Source organism: Vibrio rumoiensis, from assembly GCF_002218045.2.
GTDB lineage: Bacteria > Pseudomonadota > Gammaproteobacteria > Enterobacterales > Vibrionaceae > Vibrio > Vibrio rumoiensis.
The window spans coordinates 1,215,857-1,240,141 of record NZ_AP018685.1 but is presented as its reverse complement, the minus strand read 5'-3'; the positions used below and the strand labels follow the sequence as shown (position 1 = coordinate 1,240,141).

Annotated in this window: 23 protein-coding genes; 9 read left to right on the top strand and 14 right to left on the bottom strand. The window is 41.7% G+C overall.

All coding sequences use genetic code 11. The annotated features are described in order from the left end of the window. Positions 1-158: 158 nt before the first annotated feature. A complete protein-coding gene (locus VRUMOI_RS05735) occupies positions 159-398 on the top strand; it encodes a TIGR02647 family protein (RefSeq protein ID WP_089138678.1) in 240 nt (79 codons plus the stop codon). A gap of 179 nt (positions 399-577) precedes the next feature. Here VRUMOI_RS05735 and VRUMOI_RS05730 read toward each other — a convergent pair whose 3' ends face one another. The 8 genes from VRUMOI_RS05730 to cmoM all read right to left on the bottom strand — a co-directional run bounded on the left by VRUMOI_RS05730 (position 578) and on the right by cmoM (position 11,056). Continuing rightward, complete coding sequence (locus tag VRUMOI_RS05730; RefSeq protein ID WP_089138677.1) at positions 578-985, bottom strand: GFA family protein; 408 nt, start codon at positions 983-985, stop codon at positions 578-580. A gap of 210 nt (positions 986-1,195) precedes the next feature. Next, positions 1,196-1,966, bottom strand: coding sequence for an alpha/beta fold hydrolase (locus tag VRUMOI_RS05725; RefSeq protein WP_089138676.1), 771 nt, complete (start codon positions 1,964-1,966; stop codon positions 1,196-1,198). Between the two features lie 185 nt (positions 1,967-2,151). After that, positions 2,152-2,727 (bottom strand): NAD(P)H-dependent oxidoreductase, encoded by a 576-nt coding sequence (locus tag VRUMOI_RS05720; RefSeq protein ID WP_089138675.1) that lies wholly within the window; start codon positions 2,725-2,727, stop codon positions 2,152-2,154. 45 nt (positions 2,728-2,772) lie between these two features. Continuing rightward, positions 2,773-3,132 carry a MerR family transcriptional regulator gene (locus VRUMOI_RS05715; protein WP_089138674.1) on the bottom strand — a complete coding sequence of 120 codons (360 nt, stop codon included), beginning with the start codon at positions 3,130-3,132 and terminating at the stop codon, positions 2,773-2,775. A 479-nt stretch (positions 3,133-3,611) separates the two neighbouring features. Further along, on the bottom strand, positions 3,612-8,072 hold the full coding sequence (gene mukB / locus VRUMOI_RS05710) for a chromosome partition protein MukB (protein WP_089138764.1): 4,461 nt from the start codon (positions 8,070-8,072) through the stop codon (positions 3,612-3,614). A gap of 14 nt (positions 8,073-8,086) precedes the next feature. Further along, on the bottom strand, positions 8,087-8,806 hold the full coding sequence (gene mukE, locus VRUMOI_RS05705) for a chromosome partition protein MukE (RefSeq protein ID WP_231897511.1): 720 nt from the start codon (positions 8,804-8,806) through the stop codon (positions 8,087-8,089). A gap of 76 nt (positions 8,807-8,882) precedes the next feature. Beyond that, a complete protein-coding gene (mukF, locus tag VRUMOI_RS05700; protein ID WP_089138672.1) occupies positions 8,883-10,232 on the bottom strand; it encodes a chromosome partition protein MukF in 1,350 nt (449 codons plus the stop codon). 32 nt (positions 10,233-10,264) lie between these two features. Then, the gene (gene cmoM, locus VRUMOI_RS05695) at positions 10,265-11,056 is read right to left on the bottom strand and encodes a tRNA uridine 5-oxyacetic acid(34) methyltransferase CmoM (protein WP_089138671.1); all 792 of its coding nucleotides are present in this window, start codon (positions 11,054-11,056) and stop codon (positions 10,265-10,267) included. Positions 11,057-11,169: 113 nt separating this feature from the next. On the opposite strand from cmoM, the gene elyC reads away from it, so the two are divergent. The 7 genes from elyC (at position 11,170) to VRUMOI_RS05660 (ending at position 18,273) form a co-directional block, all read left to right on the top strand. After that, entirely contained in the window at positions 11,170-11,967 is a 798-nt protein-coding gene (gene elyC, locus VRUMOI_RS05690; RefSeq protein WP_089138670.1) for an envelope biogenesis factor ElyC, read from the top strand. A 492-nt stretch (positions 11,968-12,459) separates the two neighbouring features. Further along, on the top strand, positions 12,460-13,464 hold the full coding sequence (locus VRUMOI_RS05685; RefSeq protein WP_089138669.1) for a substrate-binding domain-containing protein: 1,005 nt from the start codon (positions 12,460-12,462) through the stop codon (positions 13,462-13,464). Between the two features lie 283 nt (positions 13,465-13,747). Next, positions 13,748-14,911, top strand: coding sequence for an ABC transporter substrate-binding protein (locus tag VRUMOI_RS05680; RefSeq protein ID WP_089138668.1), 1,164 nt, complete (start codon positions 13,748-13,750; stop codon positions 14,909-14,911). A 24-nt stretch (positions 14,912-14,935) separates the two neighbouring features. Continuing rightward, entirely contained in the window at positions 14,936-16,642 is a 1,707-nt protein-coding gene (locus VRUMOI_RS05675) for an ABC transporter permease (RefSeq protein WP_231897492.1), read from the top strand. After that, positions 16,639-17,322: an ATP-binding cassette domain-containing protein gene (locus tag VRUMOI_RS05670; protein ID WP_089138667.1), complete on the top strand. Its 684-nt coding sequence runs from the start codon at positions 16,639-16,641 to the stop codon at positions 17,320-17,322. The genes VRUMOI_RS05675 and VRUMOI_RS05670 overlap by 4 nt, the downstream gene beginning before the upstream one ends. Next, on the top strand, positions 17,312-17,953 hold the full coding sequence (locus VRUMOI_RS05665; protein ID WP_089138666.1) for a CDP-alcohol phosphatidyltransferase family protein: 642 nt from the start codon (positions 17,312-17,314) through the stop codon (positions 17,951-17,953). Before VRUMOI_RS05670 ends, VRUMOI_RS05665 begins: the two co-directional genes overlap by 11 nt. Next, on the top strand, positions 17,950-18,273 hold the full coding sequence (locus VRUMOI_RS05660; protein ID WP_089138665.1) for a putative signal transducing protein: 324 nt from the start codon (positions 17,950-17,952) through the stop codon (positions 18,271-18,273). The genes VRUMOI_RS05665 and VRUMOI_RS05660 overlap by 4 nt, the downstream gene beginning before the upstream one ends. A gap of 27 nt (positions 18,274-18,300) precedes the next feature. Here the strand turns inward: VRUMOI_RS05660 and VRUMOI_RS05655 are convergent, their stop codons facing one another. Further along, positions 18,301-19,101, bottom strand: coding sequence for an alpha/beta fold hydrolase (locus VRUMOI_RS05655; RefSeq protein ID WP_089138762.1), 801 nt, complete (start codon positions 19,099-19,101; stop codon positions 18,301-18,303). Positions 19,102-19,300: 199 nt separating this feature from the next. On the opposite strand from VRUMOI_RS05655, the gene VRUMOI_RS05650 reads away from it, so the two are divergent. After that, the gene (locus VRUMOI_RS05650) at positions 19,301-19,717 is read left to right on the top strand and encodes a VOC family protein (RefSeq protein WP_089138664.1); all 417 of its coding nucleotides are present in this window, start codon (positions 19,301-19,303) and stop codon (positions 19,715-19,717) included. Positions 19,718-19,783: 66 nt separating this feature from the next. On the opposite strand, the gene pyrF is transcribed toward VRUMOI_RS05650, so the two are convergent. The 5 genes from pyrF to rpsA form a co-directional block, all read right to left on the bottom strand. Further along, on the bottom strand, positions 19,784-20,482 hold the full coding sequence (gene pyrF, locus VRUMOI_RS05645; RefSeq protein WP_089138663.1) for an orotidine-5'-phosphate decarboxylase: 699 nt from the start codon (positions 20,480-20,482) through the stop codon (positions 19,784-19,786). Positions 20,483-20,537: 55 nt separating this feature from the next. Then, complete coding sequence (gene lapB, locus VRUMOI_RS05640) at positions 20,538-21,707, bottom strand: lipopolysaccharide assembly protein LapB (protein ID WP_089138662.1); 1,170 nt, start codon at positions 21,705-21,707, stop codon at positions 20,538-20,540. 12 nt (positions 21,708-21,719) lie between these two features. After that, positions 21,720-22,010, bottom strand: coding sequence for a LapA family protein (locus tag VRUMOI_RS05635; RefSeq protein WP_089138661.1), 291 nt, complete (start codon positions 22,008-22,010; stop codon positions 21,720-21,722). Between the two features lie 201 nt (positions 22,011-22,211). Further along, on the bottom strand, positions 22,212-22,499 hold the full coding sequence (gene ihfB / locus VRUMOI_RS05630; RefSeq protein ID WP_089138660.1) for an integration host factor subunit beta: 288 nt from the start codon (positions 22,497-22,499) through the stop codon (positions 22,212-22,214). A 75-nt stretch (positions 22,500-22,574) separates the two neighbouring features. Further along, positions 22,575-24,245, bottom strand: coding sequence for a 30S ribosomal protein S1 (rpsA, locus tag VRUMOI_RS05625; protein WP_089138659.1), 1,671 nt, complete (start codon positions 24,243-24,245; stop codon positions 22,575-22,577). Positions 24,246-24,285 lie beyond the last annotated feature (40 nt).

Here is a 24,285-nt window from a genome sequence, read left to right as displayed (position 1 = left end):
AACTCCCATGAAAAATCGAATCCTTTTTTTGCTGTAATTATCAGCAGTTAGTTCGACTAAAAGTGAACAAGGCACCAAAACGGTCGTTTATTGCTTGCCAAATTTGGCAAATGCAACCTATTGTGTTTCTAAGATTATTTTAAAGGTAAGGAATCACGATGAAATTTACTGTAGACCATATTGCTGAACTCAACCTATTACTTCAATTCGATCCAACTAGCCTACAAACTGGCATAAAAGTACACAACGACGCGGCACCAGAACTACAACAAGCAGCAAAAAGCCTGTTCGATAAAAATCTATGTACCCTACCAGATGGTGGCTACTTAACGGATGAAGGGATTGAATTGGCAGAACACGCATTGAAAGTGTTGAATGTCTTGTCGGTTAAGGCGTAACGCTTAGCCATTTATTCAAAGACCATTTCTTAATGTGGCAGAACTCCTTTTATTTCACAGGGTTCTGCCTTTTTATTTGGCTAAGTTCGATGCGAAGAGATGGCCTCATGTGGGATAAAAATATCACCAGACATTCATTATTGGCACTATGACCATTTATTATGTGTTTGACTCTTAGCTTATTCTGGAAGCTTTTCATAGCTAGGCACATCGTCTAAATTCAAACACCATTTGGCGCTACTACCAGTAAAAATTTTAGCCGTGGGCGTAATAGGAACTGGACTATCAAGGCTGCCAGCCGGAACCACTACGCTGTTAATACTTTCAGCAAACGTTGGAAGTGCAGACCCACATTTTGAACAAAAACTTTTTGCATGAAGCGAGTTTGGATGCTCATACGTTCGAACATCATTTTCACCGTTTAGCCAAATCAAAGTGCTAGCTTTAGCAAACAGATTTGCAGCATGAGCTGAACCTGTGCCCTTTTGACAACGAGTACAATGACATAAAAAGAACGACTGGAAGTCACCTGAAAGCTCATACTTCACTCGACCACAAAGACACGAACCTCGATATTTATTCACCATGGAATCCTCCTGGCTTTCGATTACACATACGCTCAATTAAGGCCTGAGCAACGCTGCCACCAAACCTAACCTTGCCACCGTAAACTTAAAATTCAACGACGGAATGAAAAAAGCGGACACGGGGAATTACTCTTAATTGCTTGTTATCAAGATGGCGTCATGTGCATGAAAACATCACAAAAACTCAATGATTGACGCCAGACTCATTTATCAGTTTTTATACTGCAACATAAAGTGTTTAAGCATTTTACCCACTAACTCTGGCGATTCCTGATGGGATGAATGAGCGGTCTGGGGAATATTAGCAAAGCTACAGTTGGCAATTTTTGACCTTAAGGCTACAGCTTCATCTAACGAAAATAGAAAATCGTTATCCCCCCTCATCACCAATGTTGGACAACAGATTTTTTCGACAAGATCATACGGATAACCGGACTCTGTGGAATCAAGCCAAACTGCTTTTACCGCATCCACTAGTCTAGGAAAATCCGGCTCTGGGTTTGAGGTCTCGTAAAAAGCAACATCATCGGTAAATTTTGAAGTCCAAAAATCAGCCGTTAAGCCGCTCAGCAATTCTATTGATGGGTCGTTTTCCTTCAGTCGCCATTGCGAGCCTAATGTAACCAAACAGGACACCCTATCTGGGTCTTGTGCGGCTAACCGATAACCCACTATGCCGCCATCACTAAAACCAAAAATTGAATATTTATCAATGTCCAGATAACTCAGAACACTCTGAATATCTTCTTGATATTGCATGTAATTCAGTGGGCGATTACCTAAAAAGGATTTTCCATGCCCACGAAAATCAATACTGATCAATTGATAGTCTGTCGCTACATATTGATAAAGGCTGCTTAGCTCATTCAATGAACCAAGGCCACCATGTAACATTAATAGTGGCTCACCATTGGGATTACCCGAAACTTCGTAATAAATTTCCGAGCCATTGACGCTTATATAACCGTTTCTATTTTCCATTTCACCAACCAACTGCGTACTTATTGATTTATCTAAAAAACTAATGCCCTGTTAAGCTGCTACCAACGCACAATGTCATTGAAAGTAATGCACCGTAAACACAAAACCACTTGGTACCCATTCAGCCACGCGTTGGTAGTTAGGCTTGAATTTCTTGTTCGAAGCCTTTTTCATAATCATACAGATTATGGGATTTTTCCCGCTTGTTTGACAACTTTGCTAAGCCATTTCTGCCTCGTCTCAAAACTTGATCCAATTACTGGCCCCAAATAAGTAGTAGAGCGATTCTTGATACCAGAAAAATCCAGGATTGAAGTTTTTAGCTGTTTGTAAATTACATTTCCTTTGAAATACTTGTACCAAAATGGTGGTGTATCCAGCGTAATATAGAGCTCTGAATTCCGGCCCAGAAGTAACTTCTCAGGAAATACTTTGCCTTCAACGTATTTAAAAGCAAAGTTTGGCAGAAAGACTCTATCAATTAGTCCTTTAAATTTAGCTGGTACGGTGCCCCACCAAACCGGTGTTATTATTACGATATGCTCAGACCACGACACTAACTCTTGAAAGTGTAATAGATCCGGCTCTAACGTAGCTACGCTCTCATAGCCTTGGTCTAAACTTATATCGAACTTCATGTCACTAAGATGAAGTTGTTTGACTTCATGTGTCAAAGCAGCTTCAAGAGCGTAGTTGTCCGCTAGTGATTTACAAAAACTTTGGTTCTTTGGGTTTGCATTTATAACTAATACTCTTTTCATAAGATAATCATCCATATTGAAGAAAAGTTTAGTTTAAGGTCTAACCTATAGGTCAGAGTCAACCCTTTTCAAACACATATCAATCGATTGCCGATATTGTTGAATTTTTTCTCGCTGTATTTCGAGCTGACGGATTTGAGACTCTACGTCTTGTTGCTTTTCAATTAAGAAATCGCCTACAACTGCCCAATCGAAGTCTTCATTTCCATCTTTCAAGCTCACGATTTCAGAAAGCTTAATTCCAAGGGTTTGCGCTTCCTTGATAATCTTGATCAAGTCGATATTAGTCTCAGAGTACACCCTATACTTTCCTGAACGTGAAACGATCAGCAAGCCTAACGACTCATATAACCTAATAGCCCTTTGAGTTGCACCTGACAATTCAGATGCTTCCTTGATATACACTCCAATTCTCCGATATTACCGATTAATGCAACCAACAACTTAATAGACGGAAAAATCCGAATACTCTTTCTATCCATCCTTCCATTCATTTTTTCATCCAACAAGCTAAACCTCTAAGTTTATTGTTAAAATCCAGCTTGTCTCATAATTAGTTAGTACGAAATACGGAAATAATCCATCGAGTTATGTCTGTTAACTCATAGGTAATGACTGATTTTATAAACCATTTTGTGTGATATTTTAGTGAATAACATGTGGTAAGAGATTCTGAACTGCGCTCGTCCCTCGCTTTTCTGAATGACGAAAATAGTTAACTTCTTTAGGCCATCATTCCGTACATGAGCCTAAGCGAAGAAGATACGAAATCTCCCACAGCATGTTGAGAACCCGTTGCCTGAATAAGGTCGGCATAAGAGTTAAAAAAAACGCCCCACTCCAAAAGGAAGTGAGGCGTTTTCATTTCAATGTAAGTCTAAACCCTACTCTACCGTTTCAAGCACTTGCTCTTGATCGGTTTTGTCTTTCGGACCATTACCAAAACCACGTAAGCCTACTACGTGTACGTGTTCGTGATCTTTAAACACTTTACGTACCAGTTTGTAGGTGGTGCCTTTTTCTGGGCTGATATTTTCCGGTGCCGCAATCAATAATTGCATGTCTAGGCGGTCGCATAGCTCAAATAAGGTATTGATTGATTTGGTATCCAAACGTGCGGCTTCATCTAAGAAGAGTAAGCGACACGGCACAATATCTTTACTGCGCAAGCGGCGTGATTCTTCTTCCCAGCTTTGGATAACCATCAATAGAATTGACTGACCAGTACCAATCGCTTCACCAGTTGATAACGCGCCAGATTCTGCTTGTAGCCAACCTTCTGAACCACGGTTCACTTCAATGCTTAGCTCTAAGTAGTTACGGTAATCCAGTAACTCTTCGCCTAAGATTTGTGGTGAACGTTGGCCCATATCGATATGTGGGTTCACACGTTGGAACAGCTTCGCCATCGCTTCTGAGAAGGTTAAACGTGGGTTATCAAATAGGTCTTGATGTTGACCTTGCTGCTCAGCCAAACCGGCCAATAGCATTTCATGGCTTTCACGGATGCCCACATTTAAGCGCACGCCACGTACCTGACCAAAGGCAATGTTTGATAAACCTTGGTTAAGCATACGAATTCGGTTTTGCTCACGTTGAATCGTCTTCTTAATGATATTCGCCACCGAGCCAGAGCTGATCGCCAGACGATTTTCACGTTGTGTGAGCTCTTCGGTTAAGCGAGCCAGCTCCACTTCCATCTCTTCGATGGCTTCAACCGGATCGCTAGTATGAATAATATCTTGGCGAATACGCTCACGTAGATGCTGGTAAACCGCAATGTAGAACAATACTTTGCCTTCAGGGCGAGCATTGTCTTCTGAGCCACGTAGCGCATCACGTAGTGTTTCATTATTGGCCACCGCTAAACGCAAGGCACCTAATGACTTATCCGACATTGAACGCAGTTCGTTATCAGAAAGGTACGCTAACTCACGGCGATGCAGACGACGCTCAACATCATTTAAACGTGCTAAGCGCAGTACCGAACACCAACCTGCTTTCGCGTTAACCACAAATTTACGTAAGTCTTTGTAATCTTTTTCGATTTTCTTCACGCGTTTGGTGAGCGCTTTCATTTCCATATCCGTCGCGGTCAGTGTGCGTTCAAATTCACTCTTACGTTGACGAGATAAATGCAGGCGTTCATGCAATTCATTTTTACGCGTTTCAGCGCGCTCTACTGCGCCGATATCCGGTGTTACTCCGTACTCTTGCAGTTCTTGTTTAAATTCTTGTACCGTTTCCAATTTGGCTTGATGCGAAGATTTCAATGAAGCCAACAGTTGGTTGTATTGGTTCATCTGTCCTTGTGCTTGCTTCAAACCTTCACGGCTACGTACTTTTGCTTGCTCGGCTTGCTCAAGTTTGCGTTTTAGCTGCTCGCTTAGTTCACTACTTTGATCAAGCAGAGAAACCGAATCTGAATAGGCAAAATAATGACGACGTTCATGTAAATCAGCCAAGGCAAACATTTGAGTTTTCAATGCTTGTAGATTTTGGTCTGCTTGCTCGTATTCCGCTTGCAATGCATCAAATTGCTCAGGATCAGCTTCAAGTGCCGACACCATGTTCGACAGTTTTTCTGCCGCTTTGCCATGTTGTTGGGCGAAAGATTTATATTGAGACAGTTGCTCAATTTTATCGTTAATTTCGTCCAAACGTTCCGCTAAGCTTTCATCTTCAATCAGATGCATCACATTAGCTAGCTTGTCTAACTGGGTTAACGCTTGTTTGGCCGTTTGCATTTGGCTGCGTTGTTGTTGGTCTTTTTCATCCAATGCCGCCAATTGACGAACCACTTGGTTTAAACCATCACGCACGTCTGCAAGTTGTTGCTCTGGATCGTCGTTAAACGCAATATGAATGTGTTTAGACACGAACTCGTTATAGCTTTGGTACAAACGTTGAAGTTTCTGAGAATCAAACGCCGCTTTGGCATACTCTTCAGCCACTTCGTCACGCTCGGCACGCAATAACTCTAAACGTTGCTCACGAGCCGCACGGCCAAATAACGGGATAGAAGGAAGACGAGAATAACGCAATTGGCGATCGTTTAACTGAACGCATACCGCGCCGTCTAATTCATCGGCATTGAAGGTGCTGTCATCAAAAGCATCCACATCGCCTTCAATGATATAAAGATCTTCTGGGCAATCGTCCAAATCCACCAGCTTTTCTTTAATGCCTTCAAGATCGGAAACGACGATGGCATGACGAGATGGACCGTACATCGCACTGAAATATGGCGCATCTTCAATGGTGATGTCGTCGTAAATTTCAGATAACAGTACGCCGCCTAGACTATCGGCTAAGCCTTTTAATCGTGGGTCATTTGAGCCTGATGGCGATGCTAAGCGTTCGATATCACTATCAAGTTGCTCACGACGCGCCGACAGACGCTCTTTCGCCATTGATTGTTGCTTATCTTGCTCAAGCACTTGTTGCATTTGCGCCATCACCGCGTGGCTATCGGTTAGCTCAGCGTCGGTTTGCGATTGCAGTTTATCAAGCGCTTCACTAGCGGCAATCCAAGCTGGGGCTTGTTTTTGCAGTGTTTGAATTTGCGCTTCCGCATCTTGTTGAGAACGGCGTAAATCACCACGTAAATCACGCAGTTCTTCTTGTTCACCGGCAAGAACATCGAGTTGCTCAAGGTGACGCTCACGTTCTTGCTCTAATACCATTTCATCATCAAGACGCACTTGATGTTGCGATTGATATTGCTCAACAAGCTCAGAGGCTTGACGCTGCTCATTTAAGCTGCGCTCAAGGTCACGTTGCTGCGCACGCCATTGTGATTCGTTTTGTAGCCATTGCTGAGCTTGTTGCGATTTTTGTACCGCTTGTTTGGCATGTGAAAGCGCTTCTGTACGTGCCACATCACCCACAATGCTTTTCACTAACGCCAGCGCTTGCTCAAATTGCTCAGCGGCTGCCGAAGACATGTCTAGCTTGTGCTTTAATGACAATAGCGCAGAGGTATTGTCTGACTCTTGTTGTTTCAGCTCAGACAATTGTGCTTGTACATTTTCAGCGGTTAAACCGTCATTGCCAGTAAGTTGCTGTGCTTTTTCTAACGCTTGAACCGCTTGTTGGTATTGCAGCGCGCGAGTTTGTTGCACATCGAGCGCTTGTTGGTAATCGGCTAATTGCGATTTTAAGCTATCGACTTCTTGCTCAGATACTTCTGCCTGCTCTTCCGCGATAGCCACTTGCTCTGCGGCTTCTTCCACCACCATAATTTGTTCTTCTAAGCGTTCACTTAGCTCTTCCAAATCTTCTTGGTAACGTTCAATTTTCTCTTGTTGGCGAATCGCCGTTTGCACTAATTGCAAGTGATCGGCCGCCGCTTGGTGGTCTTGCTCGAGACCGGATTCTTGCTCGACTAATTGCTCAAGTTCCGATTGTACCTGCGTCATCAATTGCATTTGAGACGTTAGTGTGGTGCTCGATTGATTCAATTCACTGCGCAGCGCTAATGCTTGTTCTAACTTCATGCGGCGGTCATTGGCATGACGCATGTAGTCAGCGGCGACGTAATTGGTCGATTCCGTAATTAAGTGTTTGAATAAATCACGATCCGCTTGAGTGGTTTTAATGGCTTCTAGCGTCATGCGATTTTCACGCAGCGCCGATTCCATATCTTGGAACGCTTTCTTTACGCCACCGTTTTGCGGTAATAAGTAATCACGCAATGAACGAGTGATCGCACTTGAAATACCACCGTATAACGAGGCTTCAATCAAACGATAGAATTTAGAACGGTCGCTCGTATTGCGCAGTTTCTTCGGCAATACGCCCATTTCAAACATTACGCTATGGTAATCGGCAACCGATGAAAACGCTTTAACTTGCACGCCTTCATATTCAGCTACTTTCTCTTTTAGCTCATTGTAAGTGCGAACACGCGCTTGGCCATTCGCCAGGCTTTCAATCAACACATCGGTTGGCTTCACATGACTTGGTAGGCCTTGAATTAAAATCGGTTTGATGTCGACTTTCTTATCACGACCTGCCACTTGTTGCAGTTTTACCGTGAATAGAAGACGTTGATGACGTGAATTCACAACATCAAGCACAGAGTAACACGTACCCGGTTGCAGTTTACCGAATAGACCTTTATCGCGAGAGGCTTGTGAGCTGCCCGCTTCTGTGGTGTTACGGAAATGCAGTAAGCTTTGGTCTGGAATAAGCGCCGTAATGAAAGCCGCCATAGTAGTCGACTTACCCGCACCGTTACCGCCAGAAAGCGTGGTAACTAACCCATCGATATCAAAAGTACGAGCAAAGAAGCCGTTCCAGTTAATCATGGTTAGCGATTGATATTTACCTCTTTCGATCATGTTATTTTGCGTGATCATAGGTCACCTGCTTTCTGTTCTTGTTCTTCGGATTCTTCCGATTGTTCATCCGAAGCATCTTGCTTATCTTGAGTATCATTTGCTTTATTTGGGTCAACGGCTTCTGGATCAAGCACGGCTTCACCATCGCGGATCAAGCGTAGTTGCGCTTCACGAACATCATCACCAACGCGGACATCGGCGCCAAAACGGAATACCGCTTCACTGATCCGAAACTTCTCATCGTCCCCGACTGGCAATACCATGCCAATACGACGCAGACGACGTAATGAAGTACGCACTTTCTCAAACAGTTTTTCTTTATCTAAATCGGAACCCGTAGCGCGATTCGTCACCAAACGCATCAGTTTTTTCTCATCCGCTAGGCTTAGCAATTCTTCATACAATTCTTGATTGGTGAAGATACCTTCATGCGCCAAACGCTCAGGGCTTAGATATAAGAAACATAGAATTTTCCCTACCAACATATCAAGCTCAGATAAAACGCTGCGGCCAATGAATGAAGTTGAGCGAGGACGTAGGTAGAAAAAGCCTTCTGGCGCGCGAACTAATTCCGCATTATAGCGCTGATAGAAAGCGGCTAAGTCACCATCAAAGTCGCTTAAAAATGCGTAGTTATCCATATCATCACTTGAGATATGACGACCGGCACGCAATTGACTATCCAATGCTGGGAATAACGGGTTAGAGAGCGCTTTTACCAATTGTTCTGGCATGTAAGCATCTTGAGAGTTGTCGCTCTCTTGTGAATAGTCTGTATTGTGAGACAGATCGGCGCTGTGCGCCTCGTAATTAGTATTGATCGATGACATTCGCTTGTACCTTTGCTCCAAAATCGTTAATCGCTTGCCAATCCGGTTGAATCGCTTGGTAATCCGATTCGGAATACCCCATTCGTACCGCTTGATCGATCACCATTCTGGCTAAATCAAAATGTTGCGCATGAGTATGCTGCGCAAGGTAATCTCGTAATACCGCGCCTAAATCAATAGGTTTCCCGGTTTCTTTATGTTGTTGTAGCATCATAGCTACACGCTCGCTGAGTTCATCATCAACGGCGGCAAATTCTTCATATTCTACTTCATCAGGAATCGCCCCGGTGACTTCATCATCACGTAGCATCATGGCTTCATCACGCATGTCACGTAAACGCTCTGCATCGGCGTAAGTCAAATACCATGGCATATCAAAGTAATCGGTCACCGATTGGCGTAAACGTTGGCTAAAGGCGCGGTTTTGATCCATATCGATAGCGGTACGGATAAACTTATGAACATGGCGGTCATAACCGATCCATAAATCGATCGCTTGCTGACCCCAACTGACAATGCGGTCGAGTTTGGTTTGTAGCGAGAACAAGATGGCATCGATAAAATCTAAGCCTTCTTGGCCATAGATGATTTGTTGAATATCAAGTAGCTGGGTTTGCAGTTCATCGCCTGCCGCTTGCAGTGTATCTTGCAGTTCATTCAGTATGGTCGACGTTTCTGTCAGTAATTTTTCACAACTGCTGATCGCTTCACGCCAATCTTGGTTTAATAATTCAGCAATTTGGTTTTTAATTTCCACCTGCTGATCATCCATCACACGCTGATTTAAATCGATACGGTCGAAAATTTCGCTGACTGAATATTTCAGTACGCCGTAAACATGTTTTTGCCATTGGGCGATATCGGACGCTTCATTTGCTGCCTCAACAGCTTTCGACATTTCATCCGCCACCATAGACAACTGAATAGATAACTTAAGCTTAGAGAATTCACGATGACGAACATAGTAGTCGGTGATTGCAACACCTAAAGGCGACATACGGTAAATGCTCGCACCTTCATTGAGTTCACTAACAAAGCGGCTCATCAGTCTTTGAGAGACGAGTTCATTGATCGCGTTGTTGGCTCGAAATGCCGAGGCTTCACCCGTTTCATCAAACATGTTGGTGACGATTTTGAATGCATCATGCAATTCACCTTCGCCGAGCTCTTCATCAAACTTTTCATTGCTCAACACGGCAATCGCAATCAAAAACGCTAATCGCTCAGAAGAAAGGTTCAATGAGAAATCATGTTGTTTTACCCAACTGACCAGTTCATCGATTGGCTGCTCAAAAGGTTGTTCAACTGAAGATTGAGTTATTTCACTCATTATCATTCCTGTATTTTCTAATGACGCTTGGTCTACTCAGTAGTATGAGGCTTTTGTGCCCATACGTGGATATAACGACCAAGAGAGAGGTAAGGTTCTGTGCGGCATAATTGTTGTTCTAATGCCAACACATCCTCTGGCCCATATTCGCCCATGTATTGTTGATTTCCGATATAGTCGTTAAAGCATCGAATACCAGATTTACCACAAATATCAAAACCCGCCGACTCTATCCATTGATAGACATCCTCAGGTAGTAATCCACGCTGCGGTTGCAATTTGAAACGCTTACGATGTGGCATTCCTTGCAAAATGTGGGGGATATTACCACAAGTTACGTTTTTCAAAACCAAACCGTGGTGATTATAAAACATCACTGACATGATCCCACCCGGTTTCACCTTATCTAATAAGTGAGTTAAGACAACCTGTGGGTCTTCCAACCATTCCATAACCGCATGAAATAAAACTAAATCTGATTGTTCGTCTAGATGTTGGTCAAGATTTTGGATCGCAGAATGAATCAAACGAAATTGTGATGATAAGTGATTTTTTTCAATTTCTTGTTGAGCCAGTGCTAGCATTTCGCTGGAAATATCACAAAGCGTCACTTGATGTCCAAGCTTAGCAATTTTTTGCGACATCTGAGCTAATCCGCCCCCCGCATCAAGCACAGATAAACAGCGTTCATCTTGACGTAAGCGAGTTAAAGCTTGTTCAATATCTTGCCAAAGGATTACTTGGCGAATGTCACCTTTATCGGATCCATAGATATTTTTGGCGAATTTATGCGCGATATCATCGAAATTTCGATCATTGACCATTGTTTTTCATTTAAGATAACTGAATTTTGCGTGTATTCTGTCACAGCAATTACAGGAATAAAGCAATTACTCTGTTTTATCTGCTGAATGATGAATTTTTGGACTATTTAAAAATGTTTGAACTGAAAAAATTAATTGGTGCATTGATCATGCCTTTACCTGCCTTGTTGATTATTGGCTTTCTAGGCTTATTTCTTGTTATGTTCACCCGTAAACGTGGCTTAGGCTGCATATTCACATTTATTTCTTTAATGGGAATCTTTCTCTTTTCCTTCCAACCAATTTCAACCTCATTACTGAAGCCTACCGAACGCGCATATAAAGCGTTTATCCCTGTCGACGGTACCATTGACTATGTCATGGTATTGGGAAATGGCCATATTGTTGATAACGATATTCCCCCTACTTCCGAACTTTCTCGTAATGGTTTAATGCGTCTTGCGGAGGGCATTCGTATATTACGCCTTTACCCAGGAGCGAAATTAATCTTATCCGGTTATGCTGGCGGAACCTCGGTGAGTAACGCTCGTATGATGGCAAATGTTGCGGTTTCATTAGGGGTGTCCAAGTCCGATATTATCTTATTAGAAAATGCTCAGGACACTTGGGATGAAGCTCATCAAGCGACTGGTTTTGTCGGTGAAAAACGCCTCGTTCTCGTCACTTCGGCTAGCCATATGGAACGTGCGATGGCTGAGTTTAAGAGTGCAGGCTTAGAACCGATCCCAGCTCCAACCAATTACCTAGCGTCAGATAACATTGAGCAAGCATGGGACAAATTCACACCTCAAGCAAAATACTTAGAGCAAAGTGAACGTTATTGGCATGAACAATTAGGTCGCTGGTGGTCATCATTGCGCAATACTCTGACTAACCAACAAAACACCGGCACCGCTACGACGTTAGAGTGATGCGATAATACGCAAGCAATCGATAACGTAATAGCTAACGTGCTAGGTTTGTTTCGTCATAAAAATGCCATATCTGATTGTCAGACATGGCATTTAAGACTAAAATCGATACTTATAAACTAAAGAATAAAATTAAGTCGCTGATTAAAGGCGACTTCTTATACCCAAGTAACTTCGAGATGCGAGTTTCAGCAAGAATAAAACAAGCTTTAGGCAAGACAAATTGAATATGATCATAGTCATTCTATCTCTGTTCAATTTAACGCAGCATAAAGCTTGTTTTAACTTACCCTTCGGGAGCTTCATCCAAATCTTTATGCCGCGTCAGATTGGTTTGAAAGGTGCCTACATTCCTTCACTAATCTTTCTTGCCTAAAGATTTGGATGATAGCTCTGAATTCTGCATCTTGAAGTCACTTGGGTATATCGTTTTTGGCTATCTACCTAATTAGAATAAATCCGACGAAGGCGTCGGCATAAAGGAAATTCACTATGGCTACAATTAAAGATGTCGCACGTATTGCTGGTGTTTCAACCACCACGGTGTCACATGTCATCAATAAGACTCGTTTTGTTGCAGAAGCAACCCAAGAAAAAGTCATGGCCGCAGTGAAGGAACTTAACTATGCCCCAAGCGCTGTTGCTCGTAGCTTAAAATGCAACACCACTAGCACCATTGGTATGTTGGTAACACAATCTACTAACCCATTTTTTGCTGAAGTCGTCGATGGTGTTGAGAGCTATTGTTACCGTAAAGGCTATACGCTTATTCTTTGTAATACTGGTGGTCGTGCCGATAAACAACGTGATTATATCCGTATGTTAGCGGGCAAACGTGTGGATGGTCTTTTGGTTATGTGTTCGGATTTAGACGCCGATCTACAAGAAATGCTAGATGGTCATCCTGATATTCCAAAAGTGGTGATGGATTGGGGCCCAGAAACATCTCAAGCTGATAAGATCATCGATAACTCAGAAGAAGGTGGTTACCTAGCGACTCGTTTCTTGATTGATAAAGGACACACAGATATTGCCTGTTTAAGTGGTCACTTTGAAAAAGTCGCCTGTAAAGAGCGTATTGCTGGCTGTAAACGTGCCTTGGCAGAAGAAGGCTTAACGCTTCCTGAAGAATGGTTATTAGAAGGTAACTTTGAGTGTGATACTGCTGTGATTGCCGCCGATAAAATTCTTGCTATGGATAAGAAACCAACGGCTGTGTTCTGCTTTAACGATATCATGGCTCTAGGCTTAATGAGCCGCCTACAAGAGCAAGGCATGAAAGTACCAGAAGATATCTCGGTGATTGGTTACGATAACATTGATATTTCACCGTACTTCTCTCCACCGCTAACCACAGTACACCAACCTAAGCGTCGTTTAGGTAAAAATGCGGTAGAAATTTTATTAGAACGTATCAAAGATAAAAACCATGCAAAACAAACCTTTGAAATGTTCCCAGAAATTCTTGAGCGCTCTTCAGTCAAAACGCTGAAATAACACAGGCCTCACTAACCTATAAAAACCAACGCATGTCGTTGGTTTTTTTATGCGAAATAAACGGTGAATCACATCCATCGTTTCTCTGATTAGATATTTATTCACTGACTTGCTACTTTCAATACGTAAACCATTTACAGTTTTAGTGAAATTTTTTGACTCGTACACCTATCTATATCATTCACACAAAGGAAAGCGGAAACTACCCAATGACTTCAAAACTATCTCATAAAATGGGTAGTCAAGCATAAGAATAGCCTATCAATCTCGTATAAGGATATACATGAAACGTCTGTTACTGAGTTGTGCATTAATCACTTTTTCATTCATCTCTCATGCAAAAGATGAGGCCTCACAACCTAATCTCAATTGGGAACAAGTTGAACAACAAGCAAAAGGACAAAGTGTCTATTTTAATGCTTGGGGAGGCAGCCAAGAAATCAATGATTATTTGCGCTGGGTAACTCGCCAAGTAAAACAAAAGTACGGTGTTGAACTTCATCATGTCAAAGTCTCTGATATATCAGAAACAACCACTCGCCTATTAGCCGAAAAAACCGCTGGTAGAAATTCGCATGGCAGTGTCGATATGGTTTGGATAAATGGTGAAAACTTTAAATCAATGAAAAATAGTCAATTACTCTATGGCCCTTTTGTTTCAAGCTTGCCTAATTGGGATAAAGTGGATTCAAGCCTACCGGTGACTAATGATTTTTCCGAACCAACGGAAGGTTTAGAAGCACCTTGGGGGGTTGGCCAGTTAGTTTATATTCATGATCAGAAAAAGTTATCGGTCCCCCCTCAATCGGCAACACAGTTATTGGCTTACGCTAAAGCACACCCTAATCGCATTACGTATCCGAAACCACCCCAGTTTCATGGCACCAGCTTTTTAAAAGCCTTATTAATTGAATTATCCGACGACAAGGCGGCCTTATCAAAACCTGTCGATAAGAAAACTTTTACAAAGGTTACTGAGCCTTTGTGGCAGTATTTAGACACCATTCAGCCTTATTTATGGCAGCAAGGACGTCAATTCCCAACGACTCAACCGGAAATGTTGCAGCTTCTCGATGATGACCAAATTGATATTGCAATCACCTTTAACCCTAATGAAGTTTTCTCAGCTCAAGTTAGTGGCAAATTAGCTTCGACAACCAAAACTTACGCATGGAAAAATGGTGCACTCTCTAATATCCACTTTCTCGCTATTCCATGGAATGCCAATGCCAAAGAAGGCGCACTGGTTGTGATCAATTTCCTACTCAACCCTGAAGCACAATCACGTAAAGGTGATATTAATGTTTGGGGTGATCCATCAGTACTACAGGCCAAATACCTCAGCGGAAGTGCACAAAAAACCAGATTATTCCCTTCGATTGAAGAGCCTCATCCAAGTTGGCAAATGGCATTAGAACAGGCATGGATTGAGCGTTATAGTCGATAACTCAACAACGCATTAAGGGTACTCATGCAAAGCAAGCCAAGACGTATGCTACGCATCGGTTATTTACTGGTGATTTTGATCTGCTTTTTTCCTCTAATTCCTGGGATTTTAGGTATGGTCGTGCCTGCGTTTGGCTTTATCCCCCCTCTTGATCTGAATGTTTTCACCTCTGCGGGGTTTATTTCAGCCTTAAGCTGGCCTGGGGTTAACCGCGCCATATTACAAACCATAATGACCGCTATCGTCAGTACTTTTATTGCTGTGATCATGACATTTGCCATTGTACAAGCGTATTGGGGACGTCGTTCATGGTATCGAATAGAAAAGCTCTTATCACCAATCTTGGCTTTACCTCATGTTGCTTTCGCGGTTGGTTTCCTATTCTTGTTTTCTGATACTGGTTGGTTAGCCCGCTTTCTACAATTTATCTTTAATGACACCTTGAGTTTCACCCATTCTTGGTTCAGCTCGCTGTATTCACTACAAGATAATATTGGAGTTAGCTTAACGTTGGCTTTAGCAATAAAAGAAACACCTTTTTTATTACTTATGAGTGTCGCTGTACTTCATAACCTAAAAATCCATCAAACCCTGCAAGTCACACAAGGCTTAGGGTATTCTGCCCCCCAATCATGGTGGAAGGTTATTTTCCCCCAATGGCTACAACACATGCGCTTTCCTTTGTTCGCCATCATGGCTTATTCATGCTCTGTGGTTGATGTCAGTCTAATTTTAGGCCCAACACACCCTCCAACATTTGCAGTATTAGTGTGGCAATGGTTTAACGAGCCCGATCTATCTCAACTCCCAAGAGCTGCGGCTGGGGCTTTTTTATTATTTGTATTATGCTCGTTGTTAATTGGATTTGTCTGGATAATTGAGCGTTTAGCTCTAATCGAATTTCGTGCTTGGTTAAGCTCTGGCAGACATAACCGCTTAGCACTGAAGCCCTACTTCTTTCACCTTATCGTGACTGTTAGCTTATTGGTTATTCCAATCATTATTCTTTGGACTTTCGCTCAACGTTGGTCTTTTCCGAGCTTACTGCCTACATTCTGGAGCACTCGATTTTGGATAAGTGAATGGCCTTATATTCAAGCAACGATGATTACAAGTGTTACTCTAGCCCTACTAAGCAGTGGGGTCGCTTTTATTCTTGCTCTTATCGCTCACGAGTACAGGGGGCATTTTCGCTTTCACATTCCAATGTATATTATTGCTTTACCGATGCTTGTTCCTCAGCTCTCTTTGCTTTTTGGTCTACAAATCACTAGCCTTTGGATTAATCAGGAACATTATTGGTTTTGGGTTGTGTGGGCGCATACTTTTTTTGTTTTTCCTTATACTTATCTTGCTTTAGACGGACCATGGAAAAGTTACCCTAATCGTTTATCTCAAACGGCGGTCAGCCTTGGAGTTTCTCCTCTAAAAACATTCTTTTTGATAAAATTACGTACATTATCCAGTGGACTATTATTTGCTTGGGCCATGGGAATGAGTGTGAGCTTGGCCCAATATTTACCAACATTAATGCTTGGCTCAGGTAGAGTCGTGACATTAACAACCGAAGCCGTTGCCCTCTCGAGTGGGCATGATAGAAGAGTCGTTGCGTTATATGCGCTGTGGCAAGCCATACTTCCTTTTGTTTTTTTTAGCTTAGCTTTTATCGGTAATCGCATTTTACAACCACGTAATCAACCTACTTATAAGCAGGAGTCGCGTTCATTATGAGCCTATTGATTCAACAACTTTCCATCTCTTATTCAAATGCGGACTCATTAAGCTCAGACAAACAACCATTAATCCGTTACCTTGATCTTCAAATTTTAAATGGCGAAATAACGACATTAATGGGGCCTAGCGGCTGTGGAAAATCAACATTACTCAATGTCATTGCGGGTCATTTTAATCAAGAGCTTTCTTATGATGGTAAGGTGATATTAGATGATGAAGAAATCCAAACAAAAGATCCTCATGAACGTTCGATCGGAATACTATTTCAAGATGACTTACTTTTTCCTCATTTAAATATTTGGGAAAACATTGCCTTCGCTCTGCCGAATAAAATCAAAAAAAAAGAAAGAAAACCGGAAGCTTTAGCGATATTAGATCGTGTGGGGCTAGCAAACCTTGCCAATGCAATGCCGCATCAAATTTCAGGAGGTCAACGTGCCCGTATCAGCCTACTTAGGATGTTAAGCGCACAACCTAAAGCCGTTCTATTAGATGAACCTTTTAGCAAATTGGATCCTGAACTACGTATTAACTTTAAAACGTGGGTATTTGAACAATTATTTAAAGCCAATATTCCGACTTTAATGGTTACTCACGATGAAGACGATGCGCCTGCAGGAGGTAAAATTCTTCATTGGAGCCAACTCACAATAGAGGCCCAAAGCTATGCTCGATAGACATGTCATCCCTATCATAAAGAAGCCTCTGGAATCATTGGCTCGTTATTGTGTCCTGCATCATGTCAAAGCAGATCAAATTACGATAATAAGCTTTGTTATTGGTTTATTAGCGATCCCAGCGTTATGGGGGCAATATTATCTATTAGCCTTAATATTCATCGTGCTAAATCGAATCGGAGATGGATTAGATGGCGCTATAGCTAGACAAACTCAACCTTCAGATTCTGGTGGCTTTCTTGATATCAGCTTAGATTTTATTTTTTATGCTCTGATCCCATTTGGCTTTATATTGGCCAATCCCGCACAAAATGCACTGTGGGGAGCGTTATTAATCGTGTCCTTCGTTGGTACCGGCAGTAGCTTCTTAGCTTTCGCTTCAATTGCAGGGAAACATGACATTGCTAACCCTGTTTATCAAAACAAATCTTTATACTACATGTCAGGTATCACTGAAGGCACTGAAACTATCGCTTTCTTTATCGCATTTTGCCTCTGGCCATCTCTGTTTCCACAACTCGCCGCTATTTTTTCCATTCTATGCTTGGTGACCACGATGAATAGAATTTGGGCGGGTTACCGTACCATTCAAACTTTTGAAAATAAGCAAAATAAAGAGGAAGGGTTATGAAAATCTTCAGCGCAAGCAACCCTGTTGAAGCTCATATCGTTTGTGAGCTGCTTAAAAGCCAACATATTATGGCAAAGGTTCATTCTAGTGAGATTTTCAGCTTGAAGGGAGAAATCCCCTTAACCAATGATACTGATCCTTATGTGTGGTTACTTGATGAAAATGATGAAAGTAAAGCGAGAGAGATCGTGAGTGATTATGAAAAAGAAGAATGGCGACCCAATTGGTTCTGCCTTCAATGCCATGAAAGTATTGAAGCTCAATTTGCGGTGTGTTGGAACTGTGGTCAAGCTAACCCATCACAAGATAAAGAAGCATAACCACAATTTTAATGTCTGACTTAATGTCTAAGCTTGGCTGTATTGTTGAATAAAAGCCAAAGAATGTTGATTAAACTCAACGGGCTTTTCGACATTACAAACATGGCCGCAACCCGGAATTTCAAGTAAGCGACTAAACTTATGCTGTTTGACCATCTCTTTTACTGGTCGAATAAACATATAATCCATCTCACCCATAAGGTACAACGTCGGGATCGGTAATTCGCGGTCTCTGAAATATCGCATCATCGGATTAACATCAACCGACAGCTTGAACCATCTTTTGAACTCTTTTTGGCATAACTTTTTCGCTTCGCGGATAAATAAGTGGCGAGACTCTTTTTGTCCACGCTGAGGCATAATGATGTAAGCAAACAACTTATATAGCCACATATAAGGAATGATGTTTTTGCTCCAATAGCCAACCTTTACCAATAGTTGAGAACGCACATCCAGCCGAGTAACCGCGCCACCTAGCACCATACTTTGTACTTTTTTTGGCGCCATTTCTGCTAAATTACGAACTAAAATAGTCCCTAAAGACATACCGATGAAGTGCGCTTTTTCTATATTAAGATGATCTAACACATTAAGAATATCCGTGGTCACATCTTGGAACGAGTAGTGCTTTGAAATGATGTTTTTAAGTAACTGATTTGAACGCCCATGTCCTCTTAAATCAATCAAAAGTAAATTGTAATGTTGACGGTAGTCTTTAATTTGTTTAAACCATAGAGATGAGCTGCCACCAGCGCCATGAACGAATACCACCCATTCTTGGCTACTTGGATGCAAATAAGTTTTATGAAACAAAAGCTCTTTTGTCATAACGAAGATACTCGAAGCACTGGTTAACGATGCTTTGGTTAACATGGAAAGCACAAATTGTACCATACTGAACTGGGGAGCTCCTTACTCACCTTCGTTTATATAAACTAAAGTTACAAAAAAGCCTTTACCTCAAGTTAACTTAAGGTTTTATGCTTTACCAAGAAGTGATTCAACCCAATAATATCAAGGAAAGCGTATGTATTTAGAACATGTAAACTTAGTCGTAAGTGATGTGCCAGCCATGCTCCATTTCTATCAAACGGCATTTCCTCACTGGAAAATACGTAGTGAAGGTGATGATGAATGGCATGGAAAGCCAAGGCATTGGCTACATTTAGGCGATGATTATCAGTACCTTGCGATCAGTAATCATGGTGAAGGTCAAAACCGAAATTTAGATGGTTATCAAGTAGGCTTAGCGCATTTTGCTTATTCTGTAGATAACCTAGAGAGCATAGTAGAAAGGTTAGTCAACAACGGATACGAAATAGCAAAACCTGGAGCAGAGAATCCATTTAGGAAAAACGTCTACTTTGTTGACCCTGCGGGGTTTGAGGTTGAGTTTGTTGAATATTCAACAGATATTCCAAGCGAACGAAATAACGATTTATGAGTTAATAAAAAGCCAGCGTCAAAATAGACACTGGCTAAAAATTTACATCTTATTTATCTTCAGTTCTCAAACATTCAATGAAGCATTGATATCCAACAAAACTTGGTTTGGCTGCTCAGCTTGAGTAATTGGGCGGCCAATAACTAAGTAATCAGAACCTGCAACCATTGCTTCTGCCGGCGTCATAATACGGCGCTGATCTCCTGCTGCACTGCCTACTGGGCGAATACCAGGTGTCACTAACTTAAAATCTTTTCCTAGCTCAGCCTTCAATATTGAAGACTCATGTGCCGAACATACCACCCCATCTAGGCCACTTTGTTGTGTTAGCTTAGCTAAACGCTTAACTTGCTCTTGAGGAGTGACATCAAGTCCAATACCAGCCAAATCCGATTGCTCCATACTGGTTAATACCGTTACCCCAATCAGTAATGGACGATCCTGACCATAAGGTTCAAGGATTTCGCGTGATGCCGACATCATACGCTCTCCACCACTAGCGTGAACATTAACCATCCAAACGCCGAGTTCCGCCGCTGCTTTTACGGCTTTTGAACAAGTATTAGGAATATCGTGGAATTTAAGATCTAAAAAAACAGAGAAACCACGCTTGTGTAATTCACGAACAAAACCAGGGCCAAATAGAGTAAACATTTCTTTGCCAACCTTAAGTCGACATTGTGTAGGATCAATATTATCCACGAAAGCTAATGCATCATTTTGATTTTCATAATCTAAGGCAACAATCACTTTTGGGTCTAACATTCGCTTTCCTCTATTCATGGTAAATGGACTTGGGGGGTAATCTAGGATGTGAACACTACTCACCATCTAATCCACGAATTGGCTTTATTGTTCCCCACCCTTTGCAGGATGGACAGTGCCAATAAATGGAATGAGTAGCAAAACCACATTGTCGACATTGATAGTGAGGCTTGGCTTTCATTTGCACCCCAACCATCTCTTGTAAAGTGGTCAAACTATCTTTTGCTCGACCTTCTTCAGCCTCAGCAATATGGTAATCAATTAATCGATAGAACCCTTTCATTGTTGGGTTTTTGATAAGCTGTTGAGTCAGTAATGTTTGGGCTGCTGCAATGCCTTCATGTTGAGCAACCATCTGGGCTAACATTAACTCTGCGGATACCCCTGCTTTCTTAGCAATACATTTTTTCAAAAATTCTAACATTCCTGCTTCTTGCCCAATTTGATAATAACAATCAGCCAACGTTGGTAAAATCTCAGAAATGTAATCAATATCCTGTTCAAGTACTTTCTCTAAGCATTGAATGGTTTGCTTATAATCATCAGACTCTAAATAGATATTACCCAATGCAATATTTGCACGCACACAATTTGGATCTTCTGTTAAAGCTCTTTTGAAATAAAGAATTGCTTTCGATGTATTGGTCAAACTTAATTCATGCATAGCAATTTCACACCAATAATGTGCGATATCTCGACGCATTTTCTTACGCCCCATCGCCACTAAGGCATCACCATATTGAATGGCTTTATTCCATTCACGAGTTTGTTGGTAGATGGTGACAAGTTGCTGTAGTGCTTGTTCTCGATGTTCAGGTTCTTCAATCAGCTGCTCAAAAATTTTCTCGGCACGGTCAAAAAAACCTGAAACCATATAATCTTTTGCTAACTGCTGTAGCGCGAGATTTTTTTGATCGACCGTCAGTCCTTCGCGGGTAATTAAATTTTGATGGATACGGATAGCACGATCAACCTCACCGCGTGACCGAAACAAATTCCCCAATGCTAAGTGAGTATCGATGGTTTCATCATCAACTTGAAGGAGTTCAATAAAGTGATCAACCGCTTTATCTGATTGTTCAGACAATAGGAGGTTTAGACCTCTCACGTATTGGCGAGAAATCTGATGGGATTGTTCTTGTTTATCTTGTCGAGCACTGCGATTACCCATGTACCAGCCATAAGCAGCGGCGATTGGTAATAACAGAAAAAGTAGCTCTAGCATTAACGAATAAACCTAACCTTTGATTTCAGGTAACTGCTCTGATGGCTTTGAAGAAGACGCCTGTGCTTTATTCAACTGTTTTCGTAAACGAAGCACTGTTAATTTAGATTTCAGATATAGACTGCCAAAAATTAACCAAGCCATTACAAAGGCAACAATAAAAACAATACCGAGTAACAAGGAGAGCGGTAATTCATTTTGAGCAATAAGATAATTAAATGTCACTGTTTCTTGATTTTCAGCACCTAACGCCAAGGCAATCAGAAAAAGTGCGATAACCAAAATAATTTTTATAATTTTCATAATTACCACCTTTCATACAGCGAAATGATTCTTAGATTATGCAGTAAATTTGTCTGACACTCCATTGCCAATCAATTGAAAGATGGAAATATTCATCATTAAACTGACAATAGTTTGAATTTTACGCATAAAAAAACGGCAATCTGACGAGTGCCGCTTTTCTGAAATTCTAATCCCGTGGATCACATAACACTACTGACCTTACGCGATACTGTTATTAACACGTTCGCGTAGTTCTTTTCCTGGTTTAAAGTGAGGAACGTATTTACCGTCCAATTCCACTTTTTCACCTGATTTAGGGTTACGTCCAACACGTGGTTCACGATAATGTAGAGAAAAACTGCCGAAACCACGAATTTCAATACGATCCCGCTCTTCCAACTTAGAAGCCATATGTTCAAGAATATCCTTTACGGCATCTTCAACTTCTTTTGCTGATAAATGGGTTTGCTGAGCACAGAGTCTTTCAATTAATTCTGACTTAGTCATAGGTGATTCCCTCACTTTTCTCTTTCTTATCGAAAAAAGGGAGCCCTTTCAGGCCCCCTTCTATAGGCAAATGAATTATTCGCCTTTAGCAGCCTTGAATGCGTCAGCCATAGCATTACCAAACGCAGCTTCATCAGCTTTGTTTAGTGTCGCCATTGCTTCTTGCTCTTCAGCTTCATCTTTAGCTTTGATAGATAGGTTGACTACGCGGTTTTTACGGTCTACACCAGTAAATTTCGCTTCAACACTGTCACCAACACTGAATACTAGAGATGCGTCTTCGATACGATCACGTGATGCTTCAGAAGCACGGATGTAACCTTCAACACCTTCTTGTAATTCAATTGTAGCACCTTTCGTGTCAACTGCAGTTACAGTACCGTTTACAAGAGTACCTTTCTTGTTGTCAGCAACGTAGCTGTTGAACGGGTCGTTTTCCATTTGCTTAACGCCAAGAGAAATACGCTCACGATCAGCATCTACTGCTAAAACTACTGCAGAGATTTCGTCGCCTTTTTTGTAGTCACGAACCGCTTCTTCACCTTGAGCATTCCAAGAAATGTCAGATAGGTGAACTAGACCGTCGATACCACCGTCAAGACCGATGAAGATACCAAAGTCAGTGATAGACTTGATCTTACCAGTTACTTTGTCGCCTTTAGCTTGCGCTTCAGCGAAAGTCTGCCAAGGGTTAGCTTTACATTGTTTTAGGCCTAGAGAGATACGACGACGTTCTTCGTCGATATCAAGAACCATAACTTCAACTTCATCGCCAACATTAACCACTTTAGAAGGGTGAATGTTTTTGTTAGTCCAATCCATTTCTGAAACGTGAACTAGACCTTCAACGCCTTCTTCGATTTCTACGAAGCAGCCGTAATCAGTTAAGTTAGTCACACGACCAGTTAGTTTGTGACCTTCAGGGTAACGCTTAGCGATTGCTACCCATGGATCTTCGCCTAGTTGCTTAAGACCTAGAGAAACACGAGTGCGCTCACGGTCAAACTTAAGAACTTTAACTAGGATTTCATCACCAACGTTTACGATCTCAGATGGGTGCTTAACACGCTTCCAAGCCATATCTGTGATGTGAAGTAGGCCATCTACACCGCCAAGGTCAACGAATGCACCGTAGTCAGTAAGGTTCTTAACGATACCTTTAACTTCTGTGCCTTCTTGTAGAGTTTCAAGAAGTTCGTCACGCTCAACACTGTTTTCAGATTCGATAACAGCACGACGAGAAACAACAACGTTGTTACGTTTCTGATCAAGCTTGATTACTTTGAACTCTAGCTCTTTGTTTTCTAGGTGAGCAGTGTCACGAATTGGACGTACGTCTACTAGAGAACCAGGTAGGAATGCACGGATACCGTTTAATTCAACAGTGAAACCGCCTTTAACTTTACCGTTGATGATACCAACAACAGTTTCAGCTTCTTCACATGCTTTCTCAAGTACAATCCAAGCTTCGTGGCGCTTAGCTTTCTCACGAGAAAGTTGAGTTTCACCGAAGCCATCTTCTACCGCGTCAAGTGCTACATCTACTTCAGCACCAACTTCAACTTCAAGTTCGCCAGCAGCGTTCTTGAATTGTTCAGCTGGAATAGCAGATTCAGATTTTAGGCCTGCGTCAACAAGAACGAAACCGTTCTCGATTGCAACAACAGTACCTTTAACAATAGTACCTGGGCGGAATTCTAGTTCGTTTAGCGACTCTTCAAAGAGTTGAGCAAAAGATTCAGTCATTATATATGATCTTCAATTAATTAAACGTCCATGGGTATCC

Coding starts and splice junctions, on each gene's coding strand:
- VRUMOI_RS05735 (WP_089138678.1), top strand. CDS start 159: ATGAAATTTACTGTAGACCATATTGCTGAACTCAACCTATTACTTCAA.
- VRUMOI_RS05730 (WP_089138677.1), bottom strand. CDS start 985: ATGGTGAATAAATATCGAGGTTCGTGTCTTTGTGGTCGAGTGAAGTAT.
- VRUMOI_RS05725 (WP_089138676.1), bottom strand. CDS start 1,966: ATGGAAAATAGAAACGGTTATATAAGCGTCAATGGCTCGGAAATTTAT.
- VRUMOI_RS05720 (WP_089138675.1), bottom strand. CDS start 2,727: ATGAAAAGAGTATTAGTTATAAATGCAAACCCAAAGAACCAAAGTTTT.
- mukB (WP_089138764.1), bottom strand. CDS start 8,072: ATGATCGAAAGAGGTAAATATCAATCGCTAACCATGATTAACTGGAAC.
- mukE (WP_231897511.1), bottom strand. CDS start 8,806: ATGCCAGAACAATTGGTAAAAGCGCTCTCTAACCCGTTATTCCCAGCA.
- mukF (WP_089138672.1), bottom strand. CDS start 10,232: ATGAGTGAAATAACTCAATCTTCAGTTGAACAACCTTTTGAGCAGCCA.
- cmoM (WP_089138671.1), bottom strand. CDS start 11,056: ATGGTCAATGATCGAAATTTCGATGATATCGCGCATAAATTCGCCAAA.
- elyC (WP_089138670.1), top strand. CDS start 11,170: ATGTTTGAACTGAAAAAATTAATTGGTGCATTGATCATGCCTTTACCT.
- VRUMOI_RS05685 (WP_089138669.1), top strand. CDS start 12,460: ATGGCTACAATTAAAGATGTCGCACGTATTGCTGGTGTTTCAACCACC.
- VRUMOI_RS05680 (WP_089138668.1), top strand. CDS start 13,748: ATGAAACGTCTGTTACTGAGTTGTGCATTAATCACTTTTTCATTCATC.
- VRUMOI_RS05675 (WP_231897492.1), top strand. CDS start 14,936: ATGCAAAGCAAGCCAAGACGTATGCTACGCATCGGTTATTTACTGGTG.
- VRUMOI_RS05670 (WP_089138667.1), top strand. CDS start 16,639: ATGAGCCTATTGATTCAACAACTTTCCATCTCTTATTCAAATGCGGAC.
- VRUMOI_RS05665 (WP_089138666.1), top strand. CDS start 17,312: ATGCTCGATAGACATGTCATCCCTATCATAAAGAAGCCTCTGGAATCA.
- VRUMOI_RS05660 (WP_089138665.1), top strand. CDS start 17,950: ATGAAAATCTTCAGCGCAAGCAACCCTGTTGAAGCTCATATCGTTTGT.
- VRUMOI_RS05655 (WP_089138762.1), bottom strand. CDS start 19,101: ATGACAAAAGAGCTTTTGTTTCATAAAACTTATTTGCATCCAAGTAGC.
- VRUMOI_RS05650 (WP_089138664.1), top strand. CDS start 19,301: ATGTATTTAGAACATGTAAACTTAGTCGTAAGTGATGTGCCAGCCATG.
- pyrF (WP_089138663.1), bottom strand. CDS start 20,482: ATGTTAGACCCAAAAGTGATTGTTGCCTTAGATTATGAAAATCAAAAT.
- lapB (WP_089138662.1), bottom strand. CDS start 21,707: ATGCTAGAGCTACTTTTTCTGTTATTACCAATCGCCGCTGCTTATGGC.
- VRUMOI_RS05635 (WP_089138661.1), bottom strand. CDS start 22,010: ATGAAAATTATAAAAATTATTTTGGTTATCGCACTTTTTCTGATTGCC.
- ihfB (WP_089138660.1), bottom strand. CDS start 22,499: ATGACTAAGTCAGAATTAATTGAAAGACTCTGTGCTCAGCAAACCCAT.
- rpsA (WP_089138659.1), bottom strand. CDS start 24,245: ATGACTGAATCTTTTGCTCAACTCTTTGAAGAGTCGCTAAACGAACTA.